This is a genomic window from Hungatella sp. L36, assembly GCF_014288035.1.
On sequence record NZ_JACOPC010000010.1, the window covers coordinates 199,545 to 215,818 of the forward strand.

At 52.0% G+C, this 16,274-nt stretch carries 9 protein-coding genes; all 9 read right to left on the reverse strand.

Annotated features, from left to right (window positions below; all coding sequences use genetic code 11):
• Positions 1-14 precede the first annotated feature (14 nt).
• Entirely contained in the window at positions 15-5,243 is a 5,229-nt protein-coding gene (locus H8S80_RS22015) for a fibronectin type III domain-containing protein (RefSeq protein ID WP_117630973.1), read from the reverse strand.
• Positions 5,244-5,510: 267 nt separating this feature from the next.
• Positions 5,511-6,386, reverse strand: coding sequence for an HAD family hydrolase (locus H8S80_RS22020; RefSeq protein WP_002603607.1), 876 nt, complete (start codon positions 6,384-6,386; stop codon positions 5,511-5,513).
• A complete protein-coding gene (locus H8S80_RS22025) occupies positions 6,373-8,709 on the reverse strand; it encodes a glycoside hydrolase family 65 protein (protein ID WP_117630815.1) in 2,337 nt (778 codons plus the stop codon). Before H8S80_RS22025 ends, H8S80_RS22020 begins: the two co-directional genes overlap by 14 nt.
• A gap of 14 nt (positions 8,710-8,723) precedes the next feature.
• A complete protein-coding gene (locus tag H8S80_RS22030) occupies positions 8,724-9,641 on the reverse strand; it encodes a PIG-L deacetylase family protein (protein WP_117630816.1) in 918 nt (305 codons plus the stop codon).
• A 6-nt stretch (positions 9,642-9,647) separates the two neighbouring features.
• Complete coding sequence (locus H8S80_RS22035; protein ID WP_117630817.1) at positions 9,648-10,478, reverse strand: carbohydrate ABC transporter permease; 831 nt, start codon at positions 10,476-10,478, stop codon at positions 9,648-9,650.
• Positions 10,475-11,380, reverse strand: coding sequence for a carbohydrate ABC transporter permease (locus H8S80_RS22040; RefSeq protein WP_002603603.1), 906 nt, complete (start codon positions 11,378-11,380; stop codon positions 10,475-10,477). Before H8S80_RS22040 ends, H8S80_RS22035 begins: the two co-directional genes overlap by 4 nt.
• A gap of 131 nt (positions 11,381-11,511) precedes the next feature.
• Positions 11,512-12,822: an ABC transporter substrate-binding protein gene (locus H8S80_RS22045; RefSeq protein ID WP_055653090.1), complete on the reverse strand. Its 1,311-nt coding sequence runs from the start codon at positions 12,820-12,822 to the stop codon at positions 11,512-11,514.
• Between the two features lie 112 nt (positions 12,823-12,934).
• A complete protein-coding gene (locus tag H8S80_RS22050) occupies positions 12,935-14,659 on the reverse strand; it encodes a sensor histidine kinase (protein WP_117630818.1) in 1,725 nt (574 codons plus the stop codon).
• Between the two features lie 2 nt (positions 14,660-14,661).
• Positions 14,662-16,197: a response regulator gene (locus H8S80_RS22055; RefSeq protein ID WP_117630819.1), complete on the reverse strand. Its 1,536-nt coding sequence runs from the start codon at positions 16,195-16,197 to the stop codon at positions 14,662-14,664.
• Positions 16,198-16,274 lie beyond the last annotated feature (77 nt).

The window sequence follows — 16,274 nt, forward strand, 5'->3', positions numbered from 1 at the left end:
CTCCTCCTGTACGTTCAGTCCTGTGCTTTTATCTCGATCTCCGGCAGTGTCTCCGGCACATCGACAAACAGAGTGTTGCTGACAAGACGTTCTCCCTTGTTGTCATGTGCGTTGTCTACCCGGTAGAGCTCCGCTCTCACACGTTTTGGAAGAGCGGCATTTTTAAGGTTTTCGGGTTCGATGTAATAGATCCACGTTCCGCTGCTGGTCTCACCCAGTTCTCCGTGCTCCGGCACTTCCGCAAAGATCATCTGTGCTGCCAATATATTTCCTTCTGCATCGGTACCGCCCACAATCTTTCCCTGCTCATCATACAGCAGGACCACATTGTACGCCGGATTCCCTTTATACGTTCCTGTGAACAGGAGGGAGCCCTCCGGAATAACGGCCTCGCCGCTCTCTCCATGTCCGGCATGGTAATCCTCTTTCAAAAGGCCAATCGAATCCGTCTGACCAAAGTCGATGTCGTCTCCGGTCTGCCCCAGCAGATCAATCTCCGAAATGGAAATATCGGTTCCCTTCTGGTCCACCGCCGTAATCCTTACGTATGAGGTGTCATAGGCATACAGCCAGGTGTCGTCATTCTTGTTAAAATAGACGGTCTGACTGCCGTTCGCCAGCTGTCCCTGCGCTACGGCGAAGGTTCCGGCCTTGACCTGGGTCCAGGAACCATCTGCGCCGGTATCGCTGATCTCCACTTTAAAATTGCCGATCGGACTTCCGGCCGCGTTATCCGCCTTACTCAGCTTATACGTGAAACCGGTGATGGTCTCTTCTCTGTTTAAGTGAATGGTGACAGAGGCCGCAGGTACTTTTCCGTTACTTCCGGCTACCGTCTTTCCTGTATAGGTGGTTCCTGCATCGTTGTCGATGACCTTTCCGATGGCCTCCATGGTTACCACATCCGGATTTATCTCCTCATCCACTTTGTCCTCTGCCGAGACCATGTTTGTGGTCACGGTCCAGTCTGACTTATCAATCACACCGCCGTGGGAGACTTTAACCGGCTCCAGTACCACCGGTTTTGTGGCATTTAAGTACTTATCGTAGCCTACCACTTCGTAGGTGAAAACTCTGTTGTTAATAGTAGAAATGGAATCGACAAATTCTGTCTGGTCCGCGGTCACAAAGCCGACCGGTTTCTTCTCTACATGGCTCTTGATGGTTTCGGAACGGTAGATTTCGTATCCCAGCATTGCCTCCGGCTGCTTCGACTGGCTTCCGAGATGAATTGTCACCTCGTTGGAATTCGGCCTGTAGCTTAAGTCAGCCTCGACCGTGGCGCTGGCTGCCACAGAACCATTTTTGCCGTTCTCCAGCACGTAAGCCCTTGCCTCGTCGTTTACAAACCAGATCGCTCTTGTCTCTTTCTCAAACTGCTCCGCGTACTTCTTTGTGTTCTCATCCGGCACCATACCCCAGCGTTCGAAAAACTCCAGAATATTCTTTTCAGCCGCCGCACAAGCCAGACGCATGAGCTTGTTGTCCACATCTCCGCTTACGCTTAACGCCACGTTGCCCGGCTTCGGCGCCGATCCCGGATTTCTTACGTAGGAATCTACTCTGGCAAAGAACAGATTGTTGAACTGTTCCTTATACGTATCGTACGTTTTGTAGTTATAACCGCCCATATCGTATGCAAGATGAAGCTGCCAGTATAATCCCAGCTGTGTAAATACATTGGAGGACCGCCCCGTTACGCCCGACGTCACCTTCTTATAAACCTCCGGATACTGGAACCGCACGCTGTCATTCGTATCACGGGCCTGCGCCAGCACAGAGAAGTAGTTATTGGTGATTTCGGCTATGGCATATGCGCCTTCATTAATTTCATGGCCGATCTCATGAGCGATGCCCCAGCCAAAGTACTGGCCGCTTTCGTATTTGCCTTCCGGCGTTGTCTTCACCGGTACGGACTTGGTAAGGCCCGGTACGGATCCCCACTCGATTCCGATATGCAGTCCGTCCGCATACATAAATGCGCCTGCAAACATCCTCTGGTAGCGCAGATTCAGCCGGCTAACCGGCAGTTTATTTTTCACTCCGGCATCGGGATCGCTGCTCAGTCCCTTGTGCTGGTAGAAGAGATTTACCATCTCATCGGCCGCCGTCAGTGCCTGATACAGCTGCTCCGCCTTTTCCTCCGTAGTTCCGCCTGATAATCCGGCGAGTATCTGCTGGGAGGAAACGGAATACATCATATATCTCGTTACGATATCCGTGGCGCCCAGAATACAGTTTTTCCGCGCAGCGCTCCAGTCTCCGTCATGCGCTTTTTTATGGTTCTCATGGTCTGCTTCCAGCTCCGCTGTGCTGGCCTCCAGATCTTCCACATACTTCGTCACCAGGGCTCTCTTCGCATTGGAATCGGAAGCTCTTGTTATATCCAGCGTTGGAATGTGATTTCCTCCGCTGACTCTCACACTGTAGGTCTCCTTATCCTGATCACCGGTATATTCGATGTAAAGCTGTCCGCCCTGCTCCACGTCGAGGGCAGTGATCTGGGGGATGGTTATCTCATTGATTCCCGCTTTCAGCGTGCCGATCGTGTTCGACCATGCGCTGGATTCCCCGTGATACTGAGTCGCTATAAGGCGCAGATTCGTGCTGTCTCCAGTCTTCCTGGACGGGCTGCCCACATAGACCAGCACCGTGTCTCCGGCCATGGCTGTGATGCCAAGCGGCTGCCAGGCGTTTAATCCGCCTTTAAAAGTAATATTGCCGTCCGCATTTTTCGTTACGTGATTATCTATAGTAAGAATTCCAGCCAGAGCCTCATCCGTTAAAAGCTGTTCTGCCGTATCCAGTTCTCTCTCCAGAATCTCTTTCTTCGGATGGAATTCCCCGCTTACCTCATCCTTCTCATCCAGACGCGCCCTCAGACTGCTAATAAGCTCCTGAGTCACCCCTTCCTTCAAAGAAATGTGCATATCGTCTGCAAACAGATCGTATACCTCATGCTCAATCGGATCGTAGTGATAGAATTTCATCTCCGCAATGCTGATTCTGTTGGCCGCACCGTATCCTGTCCTCAGTCTGACTGAAACCCGGTCTGTCGTTACCGGCTGTTTCGTCTGGAATTCATAATATACTTTTCCGTTAGAGCTGGTTTTTCTGCTGAAGGTGCCTGCTGCCTGCACCGGTGTGCTGCTTCCCTCCGGCCAGTAGAAGAAGGTCGCATTGGTATATGCAAACTTCTGAGCCGGATCCGGAATAAGGACCACGGTGTCCATCGTATAGCTGTCGTCGAGGGTCACCGTTGGTGATTTTGATTCTCCCGGGTAAACGCAGCCCGCATCCCAGTCGTTGCGCACCCACGCAGATACCATATCGTTGTCCACAATCGCAAACTCACTGTCGGCATTTCCGCCGTGATTGTTTACCGCCTTGATATGTTCGGTTCCGCCATTCTCCCCTGCCACATTGATCAGTTTGTAGTTTGGCGTTATGGGGGCATTGACGCTCTCGGTCGTTCCGCTGTAGTGCATGGAAGGCGCACTTTCCCCAATTTTGTTCGTACCGGTCAGATAGATATCGTACTTTGTTTCATCCTTTAGATTCTGGATCATCTGGCTGGTATTTTCAATGTTGTCGATTCTGGTGTATTTACCGTCGGCATCATCGTATTCCCGGTAAAACAGAGAATACGTATCCGTATCCTTCATCTTTTTCCAGGACACATCGAGGCTGCGGTAACTGCCCTTTACCGTAATTCCCTCCGGCGGATCAGGCCGTTTGGAGGCTTCCGGCGTCACCTTCACAGCCGTGCTGTAACCGCTTCTCCACGCCCCGTTTACAGACTGCACCCGCACGGTATACTCTTTTCCGTTTATCAGGTCCTCATTTTTTATTGACTTTACGCTTAAACGGTTGTCCGATACCGACAGCACCTCAGACTTGACTCCGCCTTTTACCTCACCGGTAATCTCGACCTCATAGCCGGTTACATTTACCGCGCGCTTCCAGGTTAAATCAAAGGATTCGCTGCCTGCCACAGCCTTTAAGTCCTCCGGGATGTTCATCTCCGGCTCCGGAATTCTGCTCTCCATATCATTTAAGAATTCCACCTTGGATATCTCGACCAGAGTGGCCTCCTTTTCTAATGCAGCCGTCACTTTGATCGTCACCTTCTTGATCGCCACCTGTTTGCCCAAATTGATGACAATGGTCTTACCAGCGGCGGAATCCTCAGGCGCGCTTCTAAAGGCCGCGCGCATCCTTGTCCCTGTCTGTCTTTCCGCCACGCCGTTCTCAATCCTGAATACGACAGGCTTCTCTTCGCCTTCCAATTCAACCGTGACCCAGCCGTCTTTGATGGTGTTTCCGGAACCTGTAACCGGCTGGATTGTAAATCCTTCCGCCTTTAAGCTCTGTCCCAAGTCTGCGGTGATCTCAATTGGCGTTTCCGGTGTGATCGCCGTCTCCGCTGTAAGCGTCAACGCCTCGCTGTCATTTCCGGCAAATACTTCCTTCAGCGTCTCCTCGGAGAACGACGCATTGCTGGATGACGCAACAACAGCAGCGGTATCCACCAGGGCCTGCCTCGTTACAGTCGCCTTTGTATTGCTCTTATTTTTATAGAAGATGGTAAAATACTGAAGGTCTACAAGATCTATCTGCCCGTCTCCATTAAAATCGAACCTGGAATCTGCGAAATTACCGTCTGCTTCATCAATGGCGTCAATGAAAGCCTCCATATCATCGCTGTCGATCGTTCCGTCACCATTCACATCACCCATCCGGATTACACCGGGCATTTTATCCCCGGCATAGCCGTATTTGTCCGGGTAGTCGTTTAAAAGCAGAATCGACGCCCGGTCACCGTTAATTGAAATATTTTTCTGTATGTAGTCCTCATAACCGCCATTTACCGCCTTCACCTGAAGCTGATACTTCCCCTTCGGAAGGTCTGTAAATGTGTAACTGCCGGAGGAATAGACCCCGGCCGATTCCACGGCCTCATACTGCACCGAACCCTGATCGGTCAGTTCCTCGTCCTTTGTCAGAAACAATTCCCATTCCGCGGCCTTCTGCACAGGAAGGACTCCACGAATTTCTACCTTTAATTCCCCATTCTTACTGTCGCTGTCACTCTCTTTCCAGGCATCAGAAGGACTCGCCGATACGCTGTTCGACGGTGACGCTACTCCTCTCTGCCCGAAATCAGCAAAGCTGGTCATCAGACTTGCCGGTCCCTGTACGACCAGGCACAATGCAAGCAGACATGCGGCTGCTCTCTTCATACGTGTTTTTCCTCCTCTGTGTTTCACTTTTGATATCCCGTTCTGTTCTCTCTTATCTGCGATATCATTCTCTTTTTTTCTTTTATTTTCCATTGAAGTTACATTTTAACATTTTTATCGAATTTTATCAATATTTCTGTAACTTCGTTTTAAAAATATTTTTATCACCTATTTTAAACGTACTTTAAATCAAATAAAAAGTACCGTTTCAGCCTGCCAGGACTCCTATTTCGGTCCGGTTGGCTCAAACGGTACGCTTTTTCTTGCTTATTTGTTTATTTCTTTTAAATACTCCAGGAAACGCTCTACTCCGCCGCCGGTCACACTTACCTCCTGCGGCCGTTCTCCCGGAACCTCCGAAACATCAAAGAAATGGCCCCGCTTCGACTTCTCCGTAATCATAAAGCTGTCGCTTCCAAAGATACCTTCCTCAATCCCCACATATTCATCGCCCCAGTAGCTGCACTCCTCCGGCAGAATCCCGAATTCCTGCCAAAGCCTGCCGAGAATCGTGTCCACATTATCACTTTTGCTGGAGAGTCCCACTTCCAGATATTTCGCGTCACAGGTGGGCGCCACCGTGATTCCATACGACGCCCCAATAGTCTTTGCCATCTCCAGAAGCGTTGACAGCCCGCCCTCAATTCCGTGACGCTTTAAGCTCTCCTTTAACAGCAGCAGCTCATTTTCCTGCAGAAACAGCTGATCTCCTCTCTGGCTCGACACCATCAAATCAATCTTACAGTAATTCGGCCTGGAAAATACGATATCGGTAGGGAAATCGTACTTCTTTAAAAGCTCCTTATGGATATCGAAACAGATGCTGTGGACTGCCAGAAGGCCTTCCCTGTCCGGCAGCCGGTCGGCAAAGACATACGGTCTTCCTTCATCGTCAAACGCGTAATTATAAGCGCCCCTTCCCAGCCCCAGGTATAAATTTTTTAATTCTTCAGGGGTGAAGCATTTCTCAAGCTGCCCTCCTGCAATGTTTTCGATCGTGGTCCCGCTGACGATCACTAATTTGACGCCCTGAGCCAGCAGCGGTCTCATGGCGGATAACGCCGCGTCTGCCGGCGCTTTTCTGGAATAAACCGCCGTCCCATCCCAGTCAAAGAATACGGCCCGTGGCTTAACAACAGACATAGTCTCCCTCCTTTAAAAGCTGATGCCGGGTATCTCCCAGCCATAATACGACGCCGTCTCCCGACAGCAGCGTCACTCTTGTTCCTTCCCGTCCGGTCCGCACGTGAAGCAGGCGGCCGCGGTACATGAACCGGAACTCGTACCCCTTCATCTTTTCCGGAAGGATGGGATGGAGCTCTAAGAATCCCCGGTTCACGCGCAGGCCGGCGAAACCGAAGACCACCGCCTGCCAAGTACCCGCCATATTGGCCGCATGGATTCCCGCATAGAAATTGTCGTGGTAATCATCCAGATCCATTCTGGCCGACTGGGCGAAATACGTATACGCCTCTTCCTCATACCCGATCCGGCAGGCCAGAATCCCGAAGATACAGGTGGAAAGGGACGAGTGATGCAGCGTCACCTCCTGATAGAAATCGTAGTTGCGCCTTAGTTCCTCTTCCGTAAAGTAATTGCTGTGCAGCACCATACCGAGTATGGCGTCGGCCTGCTTCGACATCCGCTGGCGGAAGATAAAGAGCGGGTGGTAGTTTTCATAGAGCAGATGGCGCTTCTCCGGCGGTATTTTCGATTCGTCCCACGGCTTGCGCATCATGAAGCCATCATCCAGCGGATAGACCTTCCTGCCTTCATCGTAGGGGAAATACATGTTCTCCACGATCCGGTTCCAGAGCGCCCGTTCCTCTTCCTTAACCCCCAGCTTCGCCACAAGAGCCTCCCAGGCGGCCTCATCCATTGCGCGAAGTGTGTCAAGCGCCCACCCGGCATCGCGGATATTCTCCCTCGCCATGAGATTCGTATAGAAATTGTTGTCCACAATGGCATTGTACTCATCCGGCCCCGTTACGGCGCAGATGCAGTACTTACCGCCCCTGGACTCAGCGAAACAGCCGACATCCGCCCAGACTCTGGCCGTTTCCACCAGCACCTCCGCGGCCTGATCCTTTAAAAATTCCATATCTCCGGTCACATCGAGATACAGCTTAAAGGCGTAGGCAATATCCGCATTAATGTGGTACTGCGCCGTCCCCAGCGGGAAATAAGTGGAGGCTTCCTGACCATTGATAGTACGCCAGGGATACAGAGCGCCCTTCTCATGCCCCAGAACCCTGGCCCTGTCTCTCGCCTCGTCAAGCGTCCGGTAACGATAGCCGAGAAGAGACTTTGCCAGGTCTGCGTTGGTATAAATCAGCGCCGGCATTACGTACATTTCCGTATCCCAGAAATAGTGGCCCTCATAGCCCTCTCCCGACAGACCCTTGGCGCCCATACCGTTTTTCCCGTCTCTGGAAGCAGACTGAAGGATATGGAACAGGTTGAACCGCATGCCCTGCAGGAGCGCGTCATCTCCCTCGATCACCACATCCGCCTGATTCCACATGGCTTTCATACAGGCCTCCTGACTGGCCGCCTCGCTCTTAAAGCCTTTTTTTACTGCCTCCTTTAATATAGAAAGAATAAAATCTCTCATCGCGTTCTTTTCCAGATCGAGAGAGGAGGTGTAGGCTATCTGCTTTTCCGCAGTGATCGTCTGACCTTTCGTTCCGTGAACGGCTATCTTATGGCGGCAGTGAAGGCCGTCCTCCGTGACGCTCCACTCCTGTGTCAGCGGGGACTTCACCGTCATCACACTGCCGCAGGCCATAGTAAGGCCGCTGTGCTCCGTCGTCCCCTGATAAAACAGCATGGATTCATCTGCGGTGATCCTGTCGGTGAGCAGACAGCGGCCGAAGGGGCCGTAATCCACCAGCGGATTCGTCTTCCGTGTATGATTCTCCACATTCGCGTCCAGAACCGACAGGAACGTGATTTCTCCGTCAAAGTTGACCGGTGTCACTTCGTATGACATGGCCATCAGGTTCTTCACCCCGAAGCTTACAAGCCTGACTGTATCCACGTGAACCGTCCGTCCCGCCGGGGAGGTCCAGTCAAAGGATCTGGTGACTGTCCCCTGGTCCATGTGAAGTGTTCTGCGCCAGCCTGACACCTCCCCTTTTCTGATATCCAGTTCTTCCCCATCGAGGAAGAGCCTGATCGTCTTTAAATCAGGAAGATTCAGGAGTGACTGGCTCTCTGTCGGGAACCCATAGTTCCATTCTCCGTAGCGGATCGGCTCGCTTTCATAAAATCCATTGATAAAATTGCCTTCCAGTCCCTCATCTACCGTGAAGTCATACCCCTCCTCCAGGGTTCCTCTCGTCCCCAGATATCCGTTCGACAGGGAAAATGTCGTCTCATTCCGGTAATTTGTCTCCATCTTAAATTCCGTTTCCGTCACCGTCCACGGCTCGACGGGATAGATCGGCTGTTTGTTAATCTCCATTCTGTCTCGCTCCTTCAGTAATTAATCTCCCAGAAAAGTTCTTCATTCTTGATAAATGCATACAAAAAGTCCACCGCATCCGGCTTCAGAGCCGTGACATGACAGGAAAGCGCCTGATACTTCAGGTTCACATCCCGCTCCTCCGTCCTCATGCATGCGGGGACCGGAAAGCGGATCCGGTCCTCCCAGCGGAAACAGGAGGTCTCCCGGGACTGGGCCGGCTCTGTATACGGCCCCACCTCCCTGGTCCTGACAGGCCAGTTCTCATCTCCCGCCAGGGAATGAACGATTCCGCTGTACAGGCGGGGAAGTGCGTGCCTCTCCCCGCTTACCGGCTGACTCTTGCAGTCCGCCTTCCCGGCCTCCGCCTCCGCCTTCATCTGCACTAAGATATCACGGACAAATAAGTACAGCGCACTGTGATCCCCATGAGTGTCAAACTCCGAAGTGGTAAAAATCATATCAGGCTGGTGCTCCTCTATCACACCGCGGAGATCCGCGGCCAGATGGGCCCTGTCGTATGGCGCATGGGTTCCCCACCTCTTTTTATGGTACTCTTCCTTCTCTTCCAGGCCGTAGGTCTCCTCCGAGCAGTGGGACTTATGGCGTCTCCTCTCATCCGTCTCCTCATAGAGGCGGCTTATGAAGCTTTCTTCCTTCGGCATTCCCGTGTCGGCATAACCTAAAAACTCCACATCCTCCTCCTCGATTCCCAGCATGGCAAGCCCGGCAAGCGTCTCTCTTAAACGGCTCCGCCCAATCGAATAATCGCGGCATCCGTAATCGCCGTTTGTCACCATCACGACAGTGGCGGGAAGCTTTCTCCGGACGGCCTCATAGAGGATACCGGCGCACAGGAGTATTTCATCATCCTGATGCGGTACGATCACCATCAGGCTCCCGGGAAATGTTCCAGACTCTCTCTTATCCATATTCCATTATCCTTTCACCGCGCCGGCAGCCACACCGGCGATTATGTATTTCTGCATGAACACGTAAAAGATCATGAGCGGCGCCACGCCCAGCATCAGCATGGGGAACAGCGCGGTCCAGTCTGTGGCAAACTGCCCGATGTTCCGGGACACCTCCTGAAGGATTACGTCCTTCTCGCGGCTCTGCAGGAACAGAAGGGGCGTCATGAATTCATTCCACACGTTCAGTGTGACGATGATAACAACCGTCGAGATAACCGGCGTGAGAAGCGGCAGCACCACTCTGAAAAACTTACGGAACACGGTACAGCCGTCGATCTCCGCGGCCTCCTCCAGTTCCTTCGGCACCGTTCCCTCTATGAATTCCTTAAACAGGAATACCGCCTGCGGCGTATTGATGGCCACGTTGACGAGAATTACTGCAAACGGAGTGTTCATCAGGTGAAGGCTCTTGACGATCTTATATAAGCTGACAATATTCATCTGAAACGGTACGATCAGGCCCGCCAGGAAGAACAGAAACATGCGGTTGCCCATTTTCGTCTTCGTTCTCGCCAGAGCGTATCCGGCCATGGCGCCGAACACGACGATGATAACGACCGCCGTGGCCGTGATGAACAGCGTATTGGCAAACGCCCTCGGAAACTGCATATTGGTCCATGCTTTGATGTAATTTCCGATTTCTAAGTGAACCGGCAGTCCCAGGGGATTGGCCGTGGCCTCCTGAGGATTCTTAAGCGTCGTTACGATCAGATAGTAAATCGGGATAAACCAGATCACCGCAATCACGAGCATGACTGCTTCCAGAACATATATATTTCTTTTTCTCTTCGTCATTGTATCGAATCACTCCATTTCCCCATTAATTTTGTGACTACGGCGCTGATCACCAGCACGATAGCAAAGAAACACACGCCGAAGGCTGATCCGGTGCTGTAAAAGCCGTCCGAGATACCCTTTTTCATCATGACTGTCATAACTGTCTCGGTCGCATTGCCCGGACCGCCCGATGTCATGGAGTAGATGATGTCGAAGACCTTCATGCCTCCGATTAAGCCGGTCACCACGATGATCTTGACCGACGGACACATCAGCGGCAGTGTCACGTAAAAGAACTTCTTGATTCCTCCGGCTCCGTCGATGTCCGCCGCCTCGTAGAGATCCGGTGAAATGCTCTGTAAGTTGGCCAGGTAGATGACCATGGCCCATCCGGTCCACTGCCATGCCTGGGTTAAAATGACGGAAAACAGCGCCCGGTTAGCCGTAAAGAAATTAAAGGTTCCAAAGCCCAGCTGATGCAGCAGGTTGTTGATCAGGCCGTAATCCGACGACGACATGATGAAGTTCCACAGATAGCCGATGATCAGGGAACTGAATACGGCCGGGAAGAAGAATACGGCTCTCAGTAGGTTCCTGGTCTTCAGCTTCTTATCCAGGAGCACCGCCAGCGGCAGCGCGAGAATGGTCTGGAGTGACGTCAGCATGATGGCATAAATTACGGAGTTTTTTATCGCCGTCATCATCAGCGGCGTGTTGAAAACCTTTATATAATTTTTCAGGCCTACAAAGCTTAAGTTGACCGGATTCATATCCGTGTAATCGGTGAAGCTGTAGTAAAACGTATATAAAAACGGAACGATGGAAAACAGAAGATATACGATGAAAGCCGGCAGGATGAACACATAGAAATACTTTCCCAGCGTTCCTGCCTGCCTCCTTTTTCTTTGAATCTGTTCCATTTCATACCCCTCCTTTTCTTCAATTCGCCCAAAAATGGGCGCAAAAAGGGAGCGTCCTCCATGCGTACGCCAATATTCTTTTCAGCATGGATTGCCGCTCCCATCATCGGTATCGTTCGTCAGTGCCAGCCTTACTTTTCCAAAAGCTCCGCCACGGCCGCGTCCACATTCGACAATGTGGTCTTTAAATCCTGGGAACCTAACAGATAGCTCTGCATCTCGGTTCCGTATGTCTCATGAGCGCCGGCTGCCGCGCCCCACTCATTCCACGGGCAGTATACATTGCCGGCCGCCAGGGTTCCCGAAACGCCCTCGTAGGCAGCCGGTAAGTCGAAGGATGCGCCTTCCAAGTAGGAAGAGCCGCCCTGGTTGTTTTCCCACAGTGCCTTCTGGCCTTCCACGGTTGAGATCGCGCGGGCCACCTTCATAGCCGCTTCCTTGTTGGCAGAGGCGCTGTTTACGGCAAATCCGCATCCAGGGCCGCCGATCAGCCATCCATCGCTCTTGGCGGTTCCGTAGAATGGCATCATATCGATCTGGAGATCCGGGTTCTTGCTGGTGATGGTATCCAAATCCCAGGGACCGGAACAGAACATGGCCGCGCCTCCGGTTGCGAACTGCTCTAATGCCTGATCGTGGTCGATTCCCGTCATGTCTGTGGTGTAGACGCCCTCCGAGATCATCTCAGACCATTTTTCCACGTACGGGTCCCATGTCCCTTCCATTTTGGCTTTGCCTTCCCGGTAATCGGAGCCAAAGTTCTTCCCTGCGTCGGTGGATAAGTATTCCGCAGTCACAAACGCCATGGAGTTTTTCAGCATTGGCTCCCAGGATTTTAAGCCTGCTGCCAGAGGGGTGATCCCCTTCTCCTTAAACGCCCTGCAGACCGCGATATACTCGTCGAATGTGGTCGGCAGTGCGATTCCATTCTCCTCAAACAGGGCCTTATTGTAATAGATTCCCTCGAACCAGCTGATTCCCGGCAGCGCGTAGATGTTTCCGTCATAGGAATAGACGCTGGTTCCGGCGCTGGAATACTCGGCCCCCAAATCATTCAACGGCTCTAAATAGCCCAGTCTCGCGTGCTTTAAGGAAGATCCCGGTGATTCGCAGATGATGTCCGGGCCTTCTCCCGCCGACAGCTGGGTATCTACGATGGTATCGTAATTGGAATTGTCGATGAACTGGTATTCAATCTCGATCTCCGGAAGCGTCTCCGCCAGATAATCCAGCATCGCCTTCATGGTGTCCTCACTGTTCCAGTACGTCATACGAATCTTGACCTTGTCCGCCCCCGTTTTATCGGCAGCAGCCTCTGTCTTCGCCTCTCCCCCCTCTGTTTTGGCCGCCTCCGTGCCGGAAGCTCCAGAGCCCCCGCAGCCTGCCAAAGCAGAAGCAGTCATCGCCGTACATAAGAGAACGCTTAATAATTTCTTTTTCATGTTACCTTCCTCCTTGTTATGATTCCTTTGATGTCCCTATCTTACCATCTCCCGGAGGAAGACTTTTTAACAAATTTTTTAGAAACCTTGCACTATTTTTAGAACTTCCCATCTATACGGACAGCTCCTTCAGTTCTTTTAATATCTTCACCGTAAAATTCGTATAGCCGTCTTCCGTGACGGATGCGTAGACACCGCATCCGGCTCCGTAGTAAATCCGGATCCGCTCTTCAATGTTATAAATTCCATAGCCCTTGCCCGGCGTGTTTAATATCTCCTCCAGCCGTTCCAGCTCCACCCGGGGGCCGTTGTTTAAAATACTGAAGATGAGATGGCTGTCCTCTTCCTCCAGCCGCACGATCAGCCGCCCCTTTCCGTCGATCTCCTCCTGATAGTTAATGCCGTGCTCAATGGCATTTTCCACAATCGGCTGCAAAAGGAAGTTCGGCATGGAATATCCGAGAAGCGTCTCATCAAACTCATACTCTGCGTCGAAGCTGTTTTCATGGGTCATGCGCTGAAGCTCCACATACGATTTCACATTTTCCAGTTCGCTTCCCACGGTGGTAATCTGTTTTCCTCCATTTAAGCTGGTGCGGTAAAACTTAGCCAGCAGCCCCGTGAGATCGCTGATCTCGTCATTGCCGGTACGGATGGCCTTCCATTTGATGCTGGAAAGACAGTTATACAGGAAATGGGGATTGATCATGGCCTGAAGCGCCTTAAGCTCCATGGCCTTCTTTTCCAGTTCCGCCTTGTAGACCCGGTTGATCATCTCATTCAGCCGGTCGCACATGGTCTGCAGGCTCTTTGCCACGATCCCGATCTCGTCGGAATCGTTGTGGTTCAGTTCCAGATTAAAGTTGCCCTCCGCCACTTTCTCCGCGCTCTCCTTCAGTTCCAGAATCCTGCGGCTTAAAACCTTAGACAGGATACCGATCAGAAACAGGCTGACCGCCAGGCACAGTCCCACGATCAGCAGCGTGGACTTCAGGATCTCATACAGCCGCCCTGTGATCTCGCTTTTCGTCACATAGTAGTAAAGGCGCCATCCGCTGGTGGTGATCTCCTCAGACATCAGAATATAGTCCCCCTGGTCGCCGTCGTGAAGCGTTCCCGCCTCTGCCCCGGTTAAGACGGACTGATCCGCCTGCTCCGTCCCCGTCTGCCTGGAATATATGGGCCTTCCCTCCGTATCCGCCAGGAGAATCCCGTTGTTTAAAAATGTATTACTGGAGATCGGCTCCAGGACCGACGCCGGATGGACGCTCAGCTTCAGCACACCGATGGGCTCTGATGCCGTCTGGGCGTCCAGAAGCGTCCTGGTGGCGAACATACTGCCGTCCTCATACGTCCACAGCGTCCCGAAATTCTTCTGATGATACTGGTACCACGATTCCTCACAGCTGCCGCCCACCGGTTTTAAAAAGCTGCCCACCTCCTGGCTCACATAGGGCGTGTAGATCTCGATCCCCTTCATATTGTGATCGCTGGTGATAAAATACCAGAAGATCGGCTCGACCACCTCGTTGAGCACCTGAGCCACCTCCACCTGGTTTCCCCTGCTGTTTTTCAGCACCTGGCGGAATTTTGCGTTATAAGACAGGTATTTGATGTTGTCATTTTCCCTCTTCAGCGAGGTCTCCAAATCGGAGGCCATCAGCCGTACATTATTCCGGATGGTCTCCTCCGTCTGCCGCTCCATATTGCGTTTCGACACCGAATAAGAGTACACTCCCAGCACCAGGATCGGGACGGTAATCAGCAGGAGATAGCTGATCACCAGTTTCTTCCGGATCGAGGCGCTTCCATAATACCACTTCAGCAATCGTTTCATCCTCATCCCTGCTGCTTTCCATTCTTCTCCCGGTACTGCCGGGGCGTCATTCCATAATAGTTCTTAAACAGCCGGTTAAAATACGGCTGATTCTCATATCCGCAGGCCTTTGCCACCAGAACGATCTTCAGTTCCTCATCCTCCAGCAGCTTCCTGGCCTGTTCCATGCGGTAATCGGTAATATATTTGACCAGGTTTGCCCCGGTCTCCTTCTTAAACAGATAGCTCAAATAGGCCGGAGCCAGATTGACCCGCTCGGCGATATCTTCAAGCCCGATATCGCTCCTGTATTCATCCCTGACAATATTCTTGATCCGTTCCACGATCCTGGGGCTGTCCCCCGCGGCGTCCGTCCGTTTTGCCAGCACCTCATTTAAGACTGCCCGGAAATTCACCTCCAGCTCCTCGCCATCTTTGTAGGACAGCAGCCGTTCCACGCTCTCAAAGAGCCGCGGCTTGTCATTGACTCCATACTGGCTGTAAAATGCCGACAGAATATCGTAAAAGACGTGATGCACATAGATCCGGCTGACCACATGGCCGCCCACCATCGTCTCCACCAGCTGATCTCCGTACAGGATCACAAGATCGTCGTTCCTGTCCCCAATCGCCCCGATCATCAGTTCCTTAATCCGCTCCACCTCCGCGGCATAATACTCCGAATTTAATACAATCTCAGACAGAAACGTGATCTCACCGCCCGTCCCATAGAAATTCTTCCGAATCTGGCTGATCTCCTCCATCTGCCGGTTCATCTCCTCCACCGTAGTAAATTCCCTGCTGACTACGATAGAGATCTCAGTCCCCAGAAGCTGTCTGCCGTCCCTGGCCAGTTTCTCCAGCTGCTTCTGCAGCCCGCTTCCCACGATCCGGTTCTCATCGGCCAGAAGCACCACCGACGAATCGGGATACAGGTTCACATATTCGCATGGAATTCGGATATATGTATGCAGCAGCTTCAAAAAGACCTCCTCCTGCTGTTCAAAAATATTCCGCCCGCTCTCCAGGCTTATAAGCACCTTCCGGTCCTTTCCAATCGTCCGAAAATACTCCTCCAGCATCCCCAGATCGGACGCCGACACGCTCCCACCTGTAAACACCTTATAAAACACCCGCTTCATGGAAGCTTCCTTCTGCTCCTGTTCCTGCTTTGACTCCTCTCTCTGCCTCTCCAGATCCCCGATTACCTTATTCATAACCTTCTCGAACTCGTCCAGTTCAATCGGTTTCAGCAGATAATCCACGGCGTTGGCCTCCATCGCCCTCTTCGCATACTCAAATTCCCCATACGCGCTGAAGATAATTATCCGGATATCCGGATTAAACTGAAACGTCTCCTTTGCCAGCTCCAGCCCATCCTTATAAGGCATCTTCACATCGGTAAACAGAATATCCACCGGATGCCCCTTCAAATACTCCAGCGCCTTCTGCCCATTCTGCGCCTCCACTACCGAAAGCGGCAGCCTATATTTTTCAATCAGGAACCGGATTCCATCCCTCTCCTGCGCCTCATCATCCACCAGCAAAATCCGAAACATAAAATCCTCCCTTTCCCATCTCCATTTCTTACCAGCTTACCGCGTCTTCCCCCTCTTTGTCAATGTTTGAACGGTTA